This is a genomic window from Streptomyces sp. MNU76 (assembly GCF_020982545.1).
Classification (GTDB): Bacteria; Actinomycetota; Actinomycetes; order Streptomycetales; family Streptomycetaceae; genus Streptomyces.
The window spans coordinates 676,682-692,982 of the sequence record NZ_JAJKLK010000019.1; the positions used below are offsets into that span (position 1 = coordinate 676,682).

At 72.6% G+C, this 16,301-nt stretch carries 12 protein-coding genes, 1 pseudogene and 1 riboswitch; of the genes and pseudogenes, 7 read left to right on the forward strand and 6 right to left on the reverse strand.

All coding sequences use genetic code 11. The features are described from left to right. Window positions 1-57: 57 nt before the first annotated feature. From E4N62_RS29520 to E4N62_RS29530, 3 genes are all read left to right on the forward strand, one after another. The gene (locus E4N62_RS29520) at window positions 58-1,317 is read left to right on the forward strand and encodes an ATP-grasp domain-containing protein (protein ID WP_230219482.1); all 1,260 of its coding nucleotides are present in this window, start codon (window positions 58-60) and stop codon (window positions 1,315-1,317) included. A gap of 109 nt (window positions 1,318-1,426) precedes the next feature. Further along, complete coding sequence (locus tag E4N62_RS29525; protein WP_230219483.1) at window positions 1,427-2,626, forward strand: NAD(P)-binding domain-containing protein; 1,200 nt, start codon at window positions 1,427-1,429, stop codon at window positions 2,624-2,626. A gap of 278 nt (window positions 2,627-2,904) precedes the next feature. Beyond that, complete coding sequence (locus E4N62_RS29530) at window positions 2,905-3,711, forward strand: HAD family hydrolase (RefSeq protein ID WP_230219485.1); 807 nt, start codon at window positions 2,905-2,907, stop codon at window positions 3,709-3,711. 59 nt (window positions 3,712-3,770) lie between these two features. On the opposite strand, the gene E4N62_RS29535 is transcribed toward E4N62_RS29530, so the two are convergent. Continuing rightward, on the reverse strand, window positions 3,771-4,523 hold the full coding sequence (locus tag E4N62_RS29535) for a transglycosylase SLT domain-containing protein (RefSeq protein ID WP_230219487.1): 753 nt from the start codon (window positions 4,521-4,523) through the stop codon (window positions 3,771-3,773). Window positions 4,524-4,527: 4 nt separating this feature from the next. Continuing rightward, window positions 4,528-4,733, reverse strand: a riboswitch (cyclic di-AMP (ydaO/yuaA leader). A 590-nt stretch (window positions 4,734-5,323) separates the two neighbouring features. Here E4N62_RS29535 and E4N62_RS29540 point away from each other — a divergent pair. The 4 genes and pseudogenes from E4N62_RS29540 to E4N62_RS29555 all read left to right on the forward strand — a co-directional run bounded on the left by E4N62_RS29540 (window position 5,324) and on the right by E4N62_RS29555 (window position 10,216). Beyond that, window positions 5,324-6,334 (forward strand): polyprenyl synthetase family protein, encoded by a 1,011-nt coding sequence (locus tag E4N62_RS29540; RefSeq protein WP_184904774.1) that lies wholly within the window; start codon window positions 5,324-5,326, stop codon window positions 6,332-6,334. 462 nt (window positions 6,335-6,796) lie between these two features. After that, complete coding sequence (locus E4N62_RS29545; RefSeq protein WP_230219489.1) at window positions 6,797-8,167, forward strand: DUF2092 domain-containing protein; 1,371 nt, start codon at window positions 6,797-6,799, stop codon at window positions 8,165-8,167. Between the two features lie 141 nt (window positions 8,168-8,308). Then, complete coding sequence (locus E4N62_RS29550; protein WP_230219490.1) at window positions 8,309-9,256, forward strand: ABC transporter ATP-binding protein; 948 nt, start codon at window positions 8,309-8,311, stop codon at window positions 9,254-9,256. Beyond that, a pseudogene (locus E4N62_RS29555) lies at window positions 9,243-10,216 on the forward strand (ABC transporter permease). The gene E4N62_RS29550 and the pseudogene E4N62_RS29555 overlap by 14 nt, the downstream one beginning before the upstream one ends. A gap of 303 nt (window positions 10,217-10,519) precedes the next feature. Here E4N62_RS29555 and E4N62_RS29560 read toward each other — a convergent pair. From E4N62_RS29560 to E4N62_RS29580, 5 genes are all read right to left on the reverse strand, one after another. After that, window positions 10,520-11,893 (reverse strand): amidase, encoded by a 1,374-nt coding sequence (locus tag E4N62_RS29560; protein WP_230219491.1) that lies wholly within the window; start codon window positions 11,891-11,893, stop codon window positions 10,520-10,522. 250 nt (window positions 11,894-12,143) lie between these two features. Then, a complete protein-coding gene (locus tag E4N62_RS29565) occupies window positions 12,144-13,475 on the reverse strand; it encodes a tetrahydrofolate dehydrogenase/cyclohydrolase catalytic domain-containing protein (RefSeq protein ID WP_230219492.1) in 1,332 nt (443 codons plus the stop codon). Between the two features lie 8 nt (window positions 13,476-13,483). Then, window positions 13,484-13,942: a hypothetical protein gene (locus E4N62_RS29570; protein ID WP_184904763.1), complete on the reverse strand. Its 459-nt coding sequence runs from the start codon at window positions 13,940-13,942 to the stop codon at window positions 13,484-13,486. A gap of 133 nt (window positions 13,943-14,075) precedes the next feature. Next, a complete protein-coding gene (locus E4N62_RS29575) occupies window positions 14,076-14,492 on the reverse strand; it encodes a DUF4913 domain-containing protein (RefSeq protein WP_230219493.1) in 417 nt (138 codons plus the stop codon). After that, entirely contained in the window at window positions 14,489-16,240 is a 1,752-nt protein-coding gene (locus tag E4N62_RS29580; protein ID WP_230219494.1) for a type IV secretory system conjugative DNA transfer family protein, read from the reverse strand. The genes E4N62_RS29575 and E4N62_RS29580 overlap by 4 nt, the downstream gene beginning before the upstream one ends. Window positions 16,241-16,301: the final 61 nt, after the last annotated feature.

Consider the following 16,301-nt stretch of genomic DNA (forward strand, 5'->3'; position numbering starts at 1 on the left):
GGGACACGGACGGGGTGGGTCCGGGTCCGGTAGGGGACACGTGGGGGACCCGTGGCCATGGGCACTTGGGGTGCGCCGGTACAGGCGGACCGAGACGTTCCGGGACTCGTCGTGAAGCTCGGCGACTATCCGCTGCACCACGGCGGCGTCGGAGCCATCCGCAGCCTGGGCCGCCTCGGCGTGCCGATGTACGCGATCACGGAGGACCGGTACACACCGGCCGCCGCCTCACGTTATCTGCGGCGCGCGTTCGTGTGGCCGACCACCGGGACGGAGGAGCCCGGGTGGCTGGTCGACGGGCTGCTGCGCATCGGCCGGCGGATAGGGCGGCCCACCGTGCTCGTCCCCACCGACGAGGAAGCCGCGGTGCTCATCGCCGAGCACCAGGAGGAGCTCGCGACCCGCTTCCTCTTCCCCCGCGTCGACGCCAAGCTTCCGCGCAGCCTCGCCAGCAAGCAGGGGCTGCACGAACTCTGCGTGGAGCACGGCATCGCCAGCCCCGCGAGCTCGTTCCCGCAGTCGTACGAGGACGTGGAACGGTTCGCGCAGCTGGCCCGCTTCCCCGTGGTGGCCAAGAACCGGGAGGCGTTCGAACGGCGCAGGCAGCCCGCGGTCAACGGGACGACCCGCATCGCCGACCGGGAGTGCCTGCTGCGGCTGGCCCGCGGCTGGGGCGACCGGCCCGGGGTGATCCTCCAGGAGTACCTGCCCCGGGAGGACGCCGAGGACTGGATCGTGCACGCCTACTTCGACGCGGACTCCACCCCGCTCGCGATGTTCACCGGGGTCAAGGTGCGGTCGTGGCCGCCGCACGCGGGGATGACGGCGAACGCGTACGTCGTCGACAACCCCGAACTCGCGGACATCTCCGCCCGGTTCATCAAGCAGATCGGGTTCTCCGGCGTCATCGACCTCGATCTGCGGTTCGACCGGCGGGACGGGCGGTACAAGCTGCTGGACTTCAACCCGCGGATGGGCGCGCAGTTCCGGCTGTTCGAGAACGAGGCCGGGATCGACGTCGTCCGCGCCATGCACCTCGATCTGACCGGACGCCCGGTCCCGGAGGGGGAACAGCTCGCCGGGCGCCGGTACATCGTGGAGAACATCGATCTGGCGGCCCTGCTCGCCTACCGGCGCAGCGGCTACACGACCCCGCACGCGCCGCCGCGCGCGAACGGGACCGAGCTCGCATGGCTCGCGGGTGACGACCCGCTGCCGTTCCTCACGATGCTCGCGCGCTTCGTACGACCGGGCGCGAAGCATCTCTACCAGCTGTGGCGGACCAACCGCCTCGGCAACGCCCGTGTGCGCCCCTAGGCCGTGTCCGACCTGGCTCGTAGGGCCCTGGGGCCCGAGGGCCGTCGGCGTACGTGGGCATGTGCGTGACCACACGAAGTAGGCATCAGGCGTCCTGGGGAGGGACTTCGTGATTCAACCGGTAGCAGTCGTCGGTGCCGGGCCGTTCGGTCTGTCCACCGCCGCGCATCTGCGGGCGCGCGGCATTCCCGTCCGTGTCTTCGGTGAACCCATGGTGAGCTGGCGGGACAACATGCCCGCCGGGATGCTGTTGAAGTCCACGCCGGCCGCGTCGAGCATCGCCGCGCCGCAGCACGGCCACACCCTGGGCGACTACTGCGACGCGGCGGGGATCCGGCGGCTGGTGACGGACGAGGACATCATCCCCGTCGAGACCTTCATCTCCTACGGCGAGTGGTTCCAGCAGCGGCTCGTGCCCGACCTGGAACGGGTGCGCGTGGTCTCGGTGGACCGGAGCGAGAGCGGCGGCTTCGAACTGAAGCTGGACTCGGGGGAGTCGTTCACCGCGCGGGCCGTCGTCGTGGCGAGCGGGCTGTTCGGGCTGGCGCACCTGCCGGCCGAGCTGGCGGGCGCGGCCGTGGACGGCCCCACCCCCGCGGGGCCCGTCTCGCACAGCTCCCAGCACGCCGACCTGAGCCGGTTCAAGGACCGGGAACTGATCGTCGTGGGCGCGGGGCAGTCCGCCCTGGAGACGGCGGTCCTGGCGGCCGAGGCCGGCGCGCGGGTCCAGGTGGTGGCGCGTGGGCACGGCGCCGTGGCCTTCGGGGCGCCCCCGTGGCGGCAGCCGAGGCTGCGCCCCGAGTCGCCGTTCGGGCGGGCCTGGTCGCTGTGGGCGCTCAGTCACTACCCGCACCCCTACCGGTACCTGCCCGCCGCCGGCCGGCACTTCCTGGTCCGCCGGGTGCTCGGGCCGCTGGGCGCGTGGTGGCTGCGGGACCGGTTCGAGGGGCGTGTGGAGGTGCGGGAGGTGGACCGGGTCGTGCGGGCCGGCGTCATCGACGGGCGCCCGGTCCTCTTGGCGCGCGGGCACGACGGTCGTACGGCGGAGCTGGGCGCGGATCATGTCATCGCGGCGACGGGGTACCGGGTGGACCTCGGGGCGATGGGATTCCTCGGGCACGAGCTCCGTACGGAGCTGGGGGTGAGCCGGGGACGCCGGTGCTGGGGCCGGGTTCCGGTCGTCGATCCCGGGCTGTACTTCACGGGGTTGCCGGCGGCGGCGTCGTACGGGCCGGTGATGCGGTTCGTGTGCGGGACCGAGTTCGCCTCGCCTCGGTTGGCTCGGCATTTGGCGGCGGCTCACGGGTGAGGGTTCCGGGTGAGCTCGGGTGGGGTTCCGGGACGAGCTCGGGTGGGGGCGGTGCGTCGCGGGGTGCGGGTTTGGTGGGGCTTCTCGCGCAGTTCCCCGCGCCCCTTTCGAGGCCTGCGGCCATCTCAAGGGCCGCGTGCCCATCCACTCCCCCTGAACCCCTGTTCGGGAAAAGGGGTTGACCTCAGGGGGCGTCAGGGCGTTGCGGCCGGTCGGGGTGGCGTACGTCGTCCGGTTCGGGTCGAACCGATGGGGCGTCGCATCCGTATTCTCTGATCATGGCCGCTCCCACCGCATATTCACTCATCGCCACTGACCTGGACGGAACCCTCCTGCGCAGTGACGACACGCTCTCCGACCGGTCCCTCGCCGCGCTGGCGCGGGCCACGGAGGCCGGTGCCCAGCACCTCGTGGTGACGGGACGGCCGGCACCGAGAGTGCGCCCCCTCTTCGACGACCTCGGCAGCAGGGGGCTCGCGGTGTGCGGACAGGGCGCGCAGTTGTACGACCCCGGCGCGGACCGGCTGCTCTGGTCGGTCACCCTGGACAGGGAACTCGCCGAGACCGCGCTCGGCAAGATCGAGGCGGAGGTCGGACAGGTGTACGCGGCCGTCGACCAGGACGGCGTCGACGGCCTCACCCTGATCGAGCCCGGCTACCTCATGCCGCACCCCACGCTGCCGGCGCTGCGGGTGCCGCGCCGGGACGACCTGTGGTGCGAGCCGATCAGCAAGGTGCTGCTGCGCCATCCCTTCCTGTCGGACGACGAGTTGGCCTCGGCGGCGCGGATGGCGGTCGGCTCGCTGGCGACGGTCACGATGTCGGGGCCCGGCACCGTCGAACTCCAGCCATGCGGCATCACCAAGGCGACGGGGCTCGCGCTGGCCGCCGACCATCTCGGGCTGACCCCGGACGCGACCATCGCCTTCGGGGACATGCCCAACGACATCCCGATGTTCGACTGGGCCGCGCACGGCGTCGCCATGGCCAACGCCCACCCCGAGCTCAAGGCCGTCGCCGACGAGGTGACCCTCTCCAACGAGGACGACGGGATCGCGGTGGTGCTGGACAGGCTGTTCCGCTGAGACAGGGCGTTCCCCTGGGCCCGTCGGCCCAGGGGAACGAGTGCGGAGCTGGTGAGGGCTCAGTACGGACCGAACACGTTGTCGATCGAGCCGTACCGGTCGGCGGCGTAGTTGCAGGCCGCCGTGATGTTCGCGACCGGGTCGTACGGGTCGTACGGGGTGCCGGACACGTGGTAGGCGGCGAACGTCGGGTCGATGACCTGGAGCAGGCCCTTCGACGGGGTGCCCTTGGCCGCGTTGGAGTCCCAGTTGTTGATCGCCAGCGGGTTGCCCGACGACTCGCGCATGATGTTGCGGTGGATCCCGTTGTACGACCCGGGAATTCCCTTTTGCGCCATGATGTCCAGCGACTCGCGGATCCAGCCGTCGAGGTTGTCCGGGTAGGTCTTGACCGACGCCTGCGTGGCCTTGGCGGTCTTCGAGGCCGTCGACGCCTTCTTCGCCGTGGACGCCTTCGTCCCGTTCACCTTCAGCTTCAGACCCGGACGGATCAGGGCCGGGTTGTCGCCGACGGCGGCGCGGTTGTCCTTGTAGAGCCGCTGCCAGCCGCCCTTGACGGCGTGCTCCCGGGCGATGGAGGAGAGCGTGTCGCCGGAGACGACGGTGTAGGTCGCGGACTTGGGCTGCGTCGCGGCCGGCGCGGACTGCGGCGCCGACTGGACGGCGCCGACGGCCTGGGCCGGGGTGGCGGCGCTCGCGGTCGTGGCGACCGTGAGCGGGAGGGCCAGGGCGGCCCCGCCCGTTCCGGCGGCGAGCACGCCACGGGTGAACGCGTTGCTTCTGGGGCGGCGGTGTTTGCCTCGTGCGGGCATGGCGGATTCCTCTCCGTCGCCTGCGGGGTGAGCTGTCGGGTTCGGGCTGGAGATGCCCGGCCGCGCGCGTCGTCCCGGCGGCCGCTGTGCGTGCCGCGGCCACCGGGCCTACTGCGCGTGGCTTCACCCCTAGCCGGTCCGATGGGGGAAATGCCGGACCGGCGCTTACCTGGGTCCCCCGCTCCTGCCGTGCGTGGATGAGTGGTGATGGGTGGGGAGTCCGGGCGGCGGCAGGATTCGGCGGTCCGTCCGGACGGGGTGTGAACGTATGCGAGAGCACACGATCGGAACAAGTCCCGGTTTGGCCGGTAGGTCTAGTTGACCTTGAGTTTGGTGTGATTCGGCGGCTATTTCCGATGCGCGTTCCCGGGTCAACTTGCCTACCGCAAAGGGAAAGTCGGCGCGGTGGCGGGTGGCTGCGTCGCGCCGGGCTGGTGACCCAACTCACGGGAGGAGTGGGGTGAAGTGCTGGCTATGCGGCAAATCGGTCAAGTCGGGCTGTGTGTTCGCGGGCGAATCCGAGGGAGTTCGGGTGTCCGTGAGGGTCTTCGGGTGTCCGCGGGGGCGCCGGATGCCGGTGGGGTCTCCCGCGGCGGGGCGGGTACCCGGGCGGGCCTCGCGCGGGTGCCGTACGCGCGTCGACCCGTGGGCGCTCGTGGTGATCGAAAGGTGACCGGATACGCTGACTCGGGTGATGGCAGCGACAGATCGACAAACTGTGTCATCGCCCGTGAGAGCGAACCAGACCGACCGTGCGACCGTGTGATCGTCAGTAGACGTCAGCAGACAGGAGAACCCTCGTGACCGTCGTCGAGCCGTTTGGGCTGAGCGCGCGGGACCAGGCTCTCGAAGCCGATGTCCAGGCCGGAATGGCGGCCGTCGAGGAGGGTCTGCTGGAGGCGACCAAGAGCGAGGTCCCCTTCATCCAGGAGGCCGCCCAGCACCTGCTGCGCGCGGGCGGCAAACGGTTCCGCCCCCTGCTGGTGATGCTCGCGGCGCAGTTCGGCGACCCCTACGCGCCGGGCGTCGTGCCCTCGGCGGTCGTGGTCGAGCTGACCCATCTCGCCACGCTGTACCACGACGACGTGATGGACGAGGCCGAGGTGCGCCGGGGCGTGCCGAGCGCCAACGCCCGCTGGGACAACTCCCTCGCCGTCCTCACCGGCGACTTCCTCTTCGCCCGCGCCTCCCATGTCCTCGCCGACCTCGGCCCCGACGCCGTCCGCATCCAGGCCGAGGCCTTCGAGCGGCTGGTCACCGGGCAGATCCTGGAGACCGCCGGGCCGCGCGACGGCCGCGACCCGATCGACCACTACCTCGACGTGCTCGGCGGCAAGACCGGCTCGCTGGTCGCGGTCGCCGGACGGCTCGGCGCGCTGATGGCCGGGGCCGACGAGACCGTGGTCGACATCCTCACCCAGTACGGGGAGCGGCTCGGCGTCGCCTTCCAACTCGCCGACGACGTCCTCGACATCGCCTCCGACTCCCACGAGTCCGGCAAGACCCCCGGCACGGATCTGCGCGAGGGCGTGCCGACCATGCCGGTGCTGCGGTTGCGCGAGCGGGCGGGCCGGCTGGGGCTGGCGGACGACATCGCCCTGTGCGAGCTGCTCGACTCCGACCTCACCGACGACGCCCGCCACGCCGAGGCCCTGGCCCGGCTCCGCGTCCACCCCGCGCTGGAGCAGGCCCGCCGCGACACGATCCGCTACGCGGAGGAGGCCCGCGCCGTGCTGGCCCCCCTCCCGGACTGCGACGCGAAGGCGGCGCTGGTGGAGCTGTGCGACGCCGTGGTGCACCGCGCCGGCTAGCCACGGCGCCGGACAGCCACCCGCGCCTGGGACAGTCACCCGCGCCGGACAGCCACTGCGCCGGGTCGTCGTCGCCCCGGACGTCGCTGCGCCGGAGAGGCATCTGCGCCGGATCGCCTTCTCCCCTGACGTCGCCGCATCCGGTCGTCCTCGTGCCGGTCGTCCTCGTGCCGGATCGTCCTCGTGCCGGATCGTCCTCGCGCCCGGACGTCCTCGCGTCGGGTCGGCGTCCGCGATCCGGTCGTCGGCGGCGTCCCCTACGGGTCGTGGGGAGGCGCCGCCTCGTCATGTCATCCCTGACGGTCCGCCATGTCATCCCGTAGCAGTACGTGGAGTTGAGTCCCGAGTCTGACGATTCCCTCTGGCCGATTTGGTCAGATGGGTATCACCACTCCTCACCGATTCGGGTGAGAATGGCGGCTGAGAGCAGACGCCGCCGCCGACGACGGAGGTAAGGCACACATGGCACCGTACGAAACCGACGACAGCACCCGGTCCGGCGACGCGGCCGTGCTCGCGGCCGAGGCCGAGGAGGCGCGCTCGGCACGGCGACGCAAGGCCGCACGGTACGTCGTCCCGGTCACCGTGCTGGGCGTGGCGGCCGCGACCATCGGGCTCGTCCCGGCCTTCGCCGGCTCCGGTGACCCCGATCTGCCGAAGATCAGCGCGCAGGAACTCATCGAGAAGATCGCCGCGTCCGACGTGCAGCAGGTGTCCGGCACGGTGAAGATCACCACGGATCTGGGCCTGCCCGACCTGGGCGGCCTGGCGGACAGCCTGGGATCGCAGGGCGCCCCCGGCGGCGACGGCGGTTCCTCCGCCGACCCGTCCTCCAAGCTGCTCGAACTCGCAACCGGCACCCACACGTTGCGGATCGCCGCCGACGGACCCGACAAGCAGAAGCTGTCGCTGCTGGACGAGGCGGCCGAGTACAGCGTCATCCACAACGGCGACGACCTGTGGGCGTACGACAGCGCCTCGAACGAGGTCTACCACGCGACCGACGTCGGCCCGAAGGGCGAGGGCGAGGACCGCGCGGGCAAGGGCGGCAAGGACGCCCCGGACACCGCCGAGGACGTACCCGCCACGCCCCAGCAGCTCGCCGAGGAGGCCCTGAAGGCCGTCGACGACACCACGTCCGTGGCCGTCGACGGGACCGCTCAGGTCGCCGGGCGGGACGCGTACAAGCTGGTCATCAAGCCGAAGCAGTCCGGCTCCACGGTCGGGGCGATCTCCATCGCCGTCGACGAGAAGACGGGGCTGCCGCTGAAGTTCACGCTCACCCCGGCGAGCGGTGGCGCGGCCGTCGTGGACGCGGGCTTCACGAAGGTCGACTTCGGCAAGCCGAACGCGTCGACGTTCGACTTCACCCCACCGAAGGGCGCGAAGGTCACCGAGGCGGACGAGGTCGAGAAGTCGGGCAGCCACGAGTCCGGGTCCGGCGACTCCGCGTTCGAGGGGCCCGGCAAGCACGGTGAGTTCAAGAACGAGGACGGCAAGGGGCTCAAGGGTTCCGAGGGGTCCGAGGGTTCCGAGGACGAGTTCGCGAGCGGGCTCGACGGGCTGAAGATGATCGGCAAGGGCTGGAGCACGATCGCCGTGATCGACGGCGGGTCCGAGGCCGGCATGCCGACGGGCGGCGGCGAGTCGTCCGGCGACGCCCGGGTCGACGGCTTCCTGAACTCCCTCGGTGATCAGGTCAAGGGCGAGTTCGGCTCGGGTACGGTCTTCAAGACCCGGCTGATCAACGTCCTCTTCACCGACGACGGCAAGGTGTACGCGGGTGCCGTCACCAAGGACGCCCTGGTGAAGGCGGCGAACGCGGCGAAGTAGAGCCGCCGGGCGCGGTGAAGCCGTCTCGGTGGGCCGGGGCGGTGCAGCGGTGGCACCGGTCCGGTGCAGGAGTGACGTTCGGCTGTGGGCCGGGACGGCTGGTACGCCGTCCCGGCCCACCGGCCGTACCCGAGGGGAGCCATGAGCGACGCAGCCATCCACACCCAGGGGCTGACCAAGACCTTCCGCGGCGGACAGGTGGCCGTGGACCACCTGGAGCTGACGGTTCCCAGCGGCAGCGTCTTCGGCTTCCTCGGCCCGAACGGCTCGGGCAAGACCACCACCATCCGCATGCTGATGGGCCTGATCGAGCCGACCTCGGGCACGGCCCAGGTCCTCGGCCGGCCCATGCCGCGCTCCACCCGGACCGTCCTCCCGCACGTCGGCGCGCTCATCGAGGGCCCCGCCCTCTACGGCTTCCTCTCCGGCCGAGACAACCTGCTCCGCTACGACTCCGCCGACCCGACCGCCGACCCGCGCACCCGGCGTACGCGGGTCGCGGCCGCACTCGACCGGGTGGGGCTCGCGGCCGCCGCCGGCAAGAAGGCGAAGGCGTACTCGCTCGGCATGAAGCAGCGGCTGGGCCTCGCGGCGGCCCTGCTCCAGCCGCGCCGCCTCCTCGTCCTCGACGAGCCGACGAACGGGCTTGACCCGCAGGGGATGCGTGAGATCCGCACGCTGGTACGGGAGTTGGCGTCCGACGGCACCACCGTCTTCCTCTCCTCCCACCTTCTCGACGAGATCGAGCAGGTGTGCACGCACGCCGCCGTGATGGCCCGGGGCCGGCTCATCACCCAGGGCGCGGTGACCGAACTGGCCGCCGGCGCACGCGGCCGTCTCGTCGTCACCACCCCCGACACGGCGGACGCGGCCCGGGTGCTCAAGGAGCAGGCAATCGCGGACGTGGTCGTGGCCGAGGCGGGTGGCCGGGTGACGGCGGAACCGCCCCCACCCGACCGCGACCTCGCCGAACTGACCGCCGCACTGGTCACCGCGGGCGTCCGCGTCCGCGGCTTCGCCCTCGAACGCGCCTCCCTGGAGGACGCGTTCGTGGCACTCACGGGGGAGGGTTTCGATGTCGCGGGCTGACACGTCCGGGCCGCAGGCCCCGCGGGAGACACCGGACGCGCCGGACGCGCCGCCGGAGGAGACCGCACCGGCCGCCGCGCAGGCGACCGCCCCCGCGCGCACCCCCAGCCTCCTGTGGACCTTCGGACTGTTCCGCAGCGAGTTGCTGACGACCTTCCGGCGGTGGCGGACGATCGCGCTGCTGGGTGTCCTCGCGGCCGTGCCGATCCTCGTCGGGATCGCGGTGCGGATCGAGACGGGCGACGGGTCGTCGATGGGCGGCGGACCGGAGGGCGGGGCGGTGGTGGCGGGCCCGCGTTCATCGCGCAGATCACCAACAACGGTCTGTTCCTGGTGTTCACGGCGCTGGCCGCGACGCTTCCCTTCTTCCTGCCGATGGCCGTCGGCGTGATCGCCGGGGACGCGATCGCGGGCGAGGCGAACGCGGGCACCCTCCGCTACCTCCTGGTCTCACCCGCGGGCCGGACCCGGCTGCTGCTCACCAAGTACGCGACGACCATGACGTTCTGCCTGGTCGCGACCCTGGTGGTCGCGGCCTCCGCACTGGCGGTCGGGGCGCTGCTGTTCCCGCTCGGGGACCTCACCACGATCTCCGGTACCCGGATCAGTTTCGCCGAGGGCCTGCTGCGGGCCCTGCTGATCGCGCTGGCGGTGGCGGCGTCACTGATCGGTGTCGCGGCCCTCGGGCTGTTCATCTCCACCCTCACCAACAGCGGCATCGCCGCCATGGCCACCACGGTCGGGCTGCTCATCACCGTCCAGATCCTCGACCAGATCCCCCAGCTCGACGCCCTCCACCCGTACTTCTTCTCCCACTACTGGCTCTCCTTCGCCGATCTGATGCGCGAGCCGGTCTACTGGGACGACCTCCAGCGCAATCTCGGTCTTCAGGCCGTGTACGCGGCGGTGTTCGGGTCGGCGGCGTGGGCGAGATTCACGGCGAAGGACATCACCGCCTGACGCGACGGCTCAGGCGGCGGCCTCCTCCTCCGTGTCGTACGGGAAGCCCGCGAACGGCGGCTCCGTGCTGAGGAACGTCTTCGCCCGGGTCAGGGCGGCGGTGTCCCAGAGGGTGCCTAGCCGGGTTCGTCTGTTCCTCCTGCGGCTTCACCTGCAACGCCGACACCAACGTAAGCATCAACATCGCGGCAGGACAGGGCGGGATCCCCCGCCCCCGGCGCACAGCCGGTGCCGGAGGGACGACACCGCCCAACCAGCGGTCGAGCGTCCGTGAACCTCAGCCCGAACGGGCTGGAATGGGGGCTACTCCCGGACGGCCTCGGTGGCCTCGGTGGTCTTCGCGGTCCTGGCGGCCTCGGTGGCTTCGACGGCTTTCGCCACGCGGAGGAGCAGGGCCTCCTCGCCGGGCCGGGCGACGAGTTGGAGGCCGACCGGGCATCCGTCGGCGTCGAAGCCGGCCGGGATGCTCAGCGCCGGGTGCCCGCTGAGGTTGAACGCCCAGGTGAGGGCCGTGGAGTAACGGTCACCGGGACCGTCGTGACCGTGCGGGGGGTTGGGCGTGGTGGGGGTGAGGATCAGGTCGGCCCCGGCGAAGAGCGTGGCGAGCCGTCGGTCGTTCTCGGCGCGGATCTCCTGGGCCGCGCGAAGGTCCGCCGGATCGACACGGGCGTCGGCCCCGGACCCGGCCCCGGCCCCGGACCCGGCCCCGGCCCCGGCCCCGGCCCCGGCGCGGAGGGTGAGCCAGGCGGGCCCCGGGTCCTCCAGGACGAGCGCGCCGGACGGTCCCGGGGGAGAGGGGGCCTGCCGCACGAGCCCCGCGCCCGCGAGGCGAAGGGCGGCGGTACGGGCGATCGCGACGAGCCCGGGTTCGACGTCGGCGAACCCGAGGTCGTCCGACCAGACGGCGACGGGAGGAGCCGGGGCAGCGGATGGAGGGTTGACGGCGGGCGCCGACTCCCGCGCGGCTCCGGCGGCTTCCGTCACGCAGCGCCAGTACGCCGCAGCGTCGGACGCGTGACGGGTGAGGACCCCGGCCGAGGCGAGGCCGGTGCGGTCGGCGGAGGGGAGGAGTCCGTTCGTGGATTTCAGGCCGACGATGCCGCACCAGGCGGCGGGGATGCGTACCGATCCGGCGCCGTCCGTGCCGGTCGCCAGCGGTACCAGGCCCGCGGCGACCGCCGCCGCGGACCCGGCGGAGGAGCCGCCCGGCGTACGGTCGGCCCGCCAGGGGTTGACCGTACGGCCGGCGGCGCCGAGACCCCAGGTCTGCCAGGGCGTACCCGGGCCGGGTACGGAGGTCGCGCCCACGGGGACGCACCCGGCGGCGACCAGCGCGCGGGCCGCCGCCGCACGCCGCCCGGACCGCCCCTTCACGCCGATCGGCACCCCGGCCAACGGCAGCCGCGCGCCCGCGGCGACCCGCACATCCACCTCCCTGGCCTGCCGCAGGGCTTCCTCCGCCCACACCTCGATGAACGCGTGCAGCGTGGGCTCGACCCGCTCGATCCGGGCGAGCGCCGCCGCGACGACATCGACGGCCCGCCACTCACCCGTGCGTACGCCGTCGGCGATCCGCACGGCCGGGAGTGCCGCGAGCCCGTCGCCGGCGAGGCCACCGCCGGCGAGGCCGCCGGGCGGCTGTGGTGAGCAACGGTGCGGGGAGGTGTGCGGGTCCATGACCTTCCGGGGTGTTCGATCTGCTCGGGCGGGTTGGCTGCTCGGGCTGGTGGGCTGGTGAGCTGGCGAGTGGGTCAGGATCGTGGGGCCGCTCGCTCTCGCTGGGGATCTCGTGGTTCGCGACTCGGGCCTCGCGATGCGCGGTTGGAGTCTCGCGCCTCGCGGGTCACGGCCGCCGGCGACTCGAGACTCGCGGCTCCCTGCTCGGGCATCGCGTCTCGCGGTTCCTGGCTCGCAGCTCGGGCCCCGCCTATCCCTCGGCTTGCCCGCTTGCCCCTTGCCCTCTCCCTTCTCCGCTCGTCCCTCCCCGCCAACCCTCGCCTTCGGTCGGCTGACTGCTCCACGTTTCCTCAGCGGCCCGGGCCGCCCGGTGTGGGTGGGGTCGGTGGCTTCGGTGGGGTGGGAGGTGGGGCGGGCCGGGGCGGACGGGCCGGTGGGGTGTCGCCGGGCCGGGGCCGAGCCCGCCGGCTCCACCGCTCGCCCCACCCGTACGGCGCTTGGCCGCCTCCGCGACCGGGTTGCCGGAGGCGGGACCGTGCGGCCCCGTCGCCGGACCCTGCTGCCCCGTGATCCCCTGACCGGTCGGCGACCGCTGCCCGGCCGCCGCCCGGAGACTCGCCGACCCCTGCCCGGGGCCTGCCTTCGGCCCGGCCACGGCCGACGCCACCGGCACCTCCGGCTTCGGCGCCTGCTGGGCGGTCAGCTGGTCCTTCGTCAGGTACGGGCGGGGTTCGACCTTCCAGGACGGGGCGTTCGGGTCCACCTCGCGGCGCACGACGCGTTCCATGAGGGTGGCCATCTCGACCGGGCCGATGCCGCCGGGGACGGGCGTGAGGTGCTGCGGGATGTCGTACGCCGCCCGCTGGACGTCGCCCTTCACGGTGCCGTCCGCCTGCGGGACGAACCCGGAGTCGACGACGAGCCGGTGGTGGGGACGGAGGTGGTCGGGGCCGAGGATGCCGGGATTGCCGGTGACGGAGACGACGATGTCGGCGTCGCGTACCCGCCGGAGGTCGTCCCCGGCGTCGAGCTCCATCAGCCGGTGGCCCTGCTCGCGCAGGGTGGTGACGACGCCCTGTCCGACGAACCCCTTGCTGCCGACGACCGCGATCACCGGGTCGTCCTTGGCGAAGGGTTCCACGACCCGGCAGATGCCCTCGGCCGTGGCGCACGCGGCGTACGGGGAACGGCCCTTGGTGAGCGCGTCGATGTCCTTCGCGGGATCCATGCGCTGGACGAGCGGCTGGAGGTGGGCCGGCGGCGGGAACTGCACGATGATCGCCCGGGTCGCCGCGTCCTGGTTCGCCTGCTCCAGCACCGCCGCGAACTGCGCACGCGTGGTGCCGGGCGGCATCACCACGTGGTTCGCCTCGAAGCCCAGGTGCTCGAAGCTCTTCACCTTCTGCTCGGCGGAGACCTTCGACGCCTCCAGCTTCACCTTCCACTCCGGCGGATCGTTCTCCGCGGGCTGGAAGCGGATGATCGTCACCCGCTGCCCCGTCGGGGCCACGTCGTCCCGGTAGCGGGCGTACAAGTCCTTCGCCTGGCGCAGTACGTCACGCCCCGACACACGCTCGGTCATCCGTCAGCTCACCCCCGGGTCGCTTCGTGGTCGATGCGGGCGAGCACCTGGGGGACGGGTTCGAGCCCGTGGCCCAGGAGTTCCTCCACGTCCCGCGCGGTGAACGTACGGTCCCCGGACAGGTCGTCGACGTGTCCCTCCGGGCCCGCCGTGAGGACGATCTGGGTGAAGGACTCCGGCCCGGTCGGGTCGTGGTACGAGAACGCCCCGAAGTGGGCGATCCAGAAGACCTCGACCGGCTCCGCGCCGAACGCCCGCCGCAGGGCGGGCAGTACGGCGTCCGCGACGCTGCCGAAGTCGTCGGTGACGCCCCGGTCGTCGGGGTTGCTCGCCAGCTCCGACACCACCGCGACCACCCGGCCGGTGACGGTGGAGCGCACCGCCCGCACCAGCGTGTGCGCGCGCCCCGCCCGGCGGTGGCGCCAGTCGACGACGTCCTCGAAGTACTCCAGGGTCGGGTTGTCCATGGTTGTCTCTCCCGTTGGCCGCGGACGACGACCGCTCTCGGTCCGTTTCCGCTGGTGGCCGCCTTGTGATCGGCTGCGCGTCGGTTCAGGGTAGGGGTGTTGCCCGGCGGGTCCGGTAGGAGCCCGCCGCCGCTCAGTACCCCGTCCCGTACGGCTCCACGGTCGGCGGTTGCTTCGCGCGGTGGGCGCCCGTCTTGCAGCCCGCGAACGGGCCGCCGGGGGAGCGGAGTTCGGCCAGGACGGGCCCGAGGTGGTCGCGGTGCCACACCGCCGGACCCGACGGACCCGCCGTGGGGTCGGTGAGTTCCTGCCAGGCCAGCCACAGGGCGTGCAGCCGGGCCACCGCCTCCAGGTGCTCCCACCAGCGCGGGCACCAGGGCTGCTGCGAGCTGACCTCGCGGCCGTAGACCGGGAGCAGCAGGTCCCCGACCCAGACGGCCAGGCCGTGCATCTCCTCGGCGTATTCGGCGCCGTCGAGGTAGAGGATGAACGGCGGGCCCACGGCGGGCAGCGGCTGCTGCGGGCCGGGCTGTTCGACGGTGGTGGTCATCGGAGGATCCTCTCTGTGGCTCGCGCCGTGATCGCCTTGACCTCGGCCTGCGCGGCCAGCGCGATGCGGTCGGCGCCGGGCTCGGCGTACCAGGGGCGGAGGCGGACCAGCGCGGGTCTGACGCCGGTGGCGAGGAGGAGGGCGGTGCCCTTGGGGAGGGCGCGGATACGGTCGGCGGGCAGGACGCGTTCCAGGCGGTACGACGTCGAGCGGGAACGCCCGTCCTTGCCGCGGGAGTAGCTGACCGTCGACACGTCGTGCTCGCCGACCAGCCGCGAGACCTTCTCGACGAAGTCCGCGTCGTCGAGGCCCGCGCCGAGCAGCTTGATGGTGGCGGCGCTCCACAGCGCGTCCATCCCCGCCTCGCCCCACACCCGGCTGCCCTGGCGGTAACTCTGGAGCAGGGTCACGACGTTGATGCCGCGCGAGCCGAAGTGGGAGTAGAGGTCGGGCAGGTCGGAGATCCGGCAGACGTTGGCCGCCTCGTCCAGTACCGCCGTCATCGGCGGGTCCAGGCGGCCGCCCATCCGCTCCGCCGCCACGACTCCGGCACGCAGGACGGAGTCCGCGCAGGCGGCGATGACACCGGCGGCCGAGCCGCCACCGTCCTTGGAGAGCAGGTAGAGGGTGTCGGAGGACAGCACATGCCGTTCGGGCAGGAACTGCGGCAGCTCCGGGTCCGGGCTCACCCAGGCGGCGATCGTCGGGTCGAGCAGGCACGCCACGCACTGGCGGGCTGTCTCGTAGATGCCGTCGCGGGTCTCCACCGCGCCCTGGACGGTGCCCTGGAGCTGGTCGGCGAGGGCCGCCATGCCCGCGTCGCGCAGCAGGTCGACGGGTGTGCGGTCGGCCGGGTCCGCGAGCCAGGCCAGCACCTCGCCGACCTGGCGTCCGCCCCGGTTGGCCGCGTGGAAGAGCGCGGTGAGCGTGTTCTGGGCCGCCGAGATCCAGAAGTCCCGCTTGGAGGCGTCGTCGTTGACCGCGCCGACGAAGTGGCCGGCCAGCCGGCGGGCGCCCTCGATGGTGGCCGCGTCGGCGAGCATGTCCCACCACAGGCCGCGCGGGGTGTGGGCGATGCCCTGCGGGTCGAACGTCCAGACCCTGCCCGTGCGTTCGCGTTCCGCGCGGGTCACGCTGTACACGTCCGCCTTGTTGGACGTCAGCAGGACGCTGCCGCGGGCGCGCAGGACGCGGGGGACGGCGATGCCGGTGGACTTGCCGGCCCTCGGTGCCATCAGGTCCAGCTCCACGTCCTCGTAGCTGCTGCGGAGTTCGGGACCGCCGGGTTCCAGGTTGCCGAGCAGGTTGCCCGTGTCGTCGGCGGGGAGCCTGCCGGACTTCGGCAGGGACGGGCGGAGTTGGCGGGCGCGGGCGGCGGCACCCTTCGGGAGGAGGGTGGCGAGTTCGCGGCGGCCCGCGAGGCCGGTGGGCTTTCCGCCTCGGCGGGCGATGAGGACGACGGGGGTGATGAGCAGGGTGAGGGTGGCGCCGAAGACCGTGCCCATGCCGGCGGTGAGGGTGCCGGGCGAGGTCGTGGGCCACAGGGGCGTGGGGCCGTCCGTGACGAGGGTCTTGAGGGTGGTCACGGTGAAGGGGGGTGGGTGCCAGCCGGCGCCGGTGAGGGCGGCGGCGAGGGTGCCGCCCAGCCAGGCGGTGAGGAAGAGGGTGCCGATGAGCAGGGCGGCGCCGGGGATGATCCAGGGCAGTAGGTCGTCGGTGGTGGTGTGCTGGTGCTTGCGTGTGGCCATCTCTGTTCCCCCGTCAGCTGATCGGACTTTTCTTCGCCCCCGCCGCCCCTACCCGTCCCGT

Excerpts from the sequence above, each read along its gene's own strand:
- E4N62_RS29520 (WP_230219482.1), top strand. The coding sequence starts at position 58 with ATGGGCACTTGGGGTGCGCCGGTACAGGCGGACCGAGACGTTCCGGGA.
- E4N62_RS29530 (WP_230219485.1), top strand. The coding sequence starts at position 2,905 with ATGGCCGCTCCCACCGCATATTCACTCATCGCCACTGACCTGGACGGA.
- E4N62_RS29535 (WP_230219487.1), bottom strand. The coding sequence starts at position 4,523 with ATGCCCGCACGAGGCAAACACCGCCGCCCCAGAAGCAACGCGTTCACC.
- E4N62_RS29545 (WP_230219489.1), top strand. The coding sequence starts at position 6,797 with ATGGCACCGTACGAAACCGACGACAGCACCCGGTCCGGCGACGCGGCC.
- E4N62_RS29550 (WP_230219490.1), top strand. The coding sequence starts at position 8,309 with ATGAGCGACGCAGCCATCCACACCCAGGGGCTGACCAAGACCTTCCGC.
- E4N62_RS29560 (WP_230219491.1), bottom strand. The coding sequence starts at position 11,893 with ATGGACCCGCACACCTCCCCGCACCGTTGCTCACCACAGCCGCCCGGC.
- E4N62_RS29565 (WP_230219492.1), bottom strand. The coding sequence starts at position 13,475 with ATGACCGAGCGTGTGTCGGGGCGTGACGTACTGCGCCAGGCGAAGGAC.
- E4N62_RS29570 (WP_184904763.1), bottom strand. The coding sequence starts at position 13,942 with ATGGACAACCCGACCCTGGAGTACTTCGAGGACGTCGTCGACTGGCGC.
- E4N62_RS29575 (WP_230219493.1), bottom strand. The coding sequence starts at position 14,492 with ATGACCACCACCGTCGAACAGCCCGGCCCGCAGCAGCCGCTGCCCGCC.
- E4N62_RS29580 (WP_230219494.1), bottom strand. The coding sequence starts at position 16,240 with ATGGCCACACGCAAGCACCAGCACACCACCACCGACGACCTACTGCCC.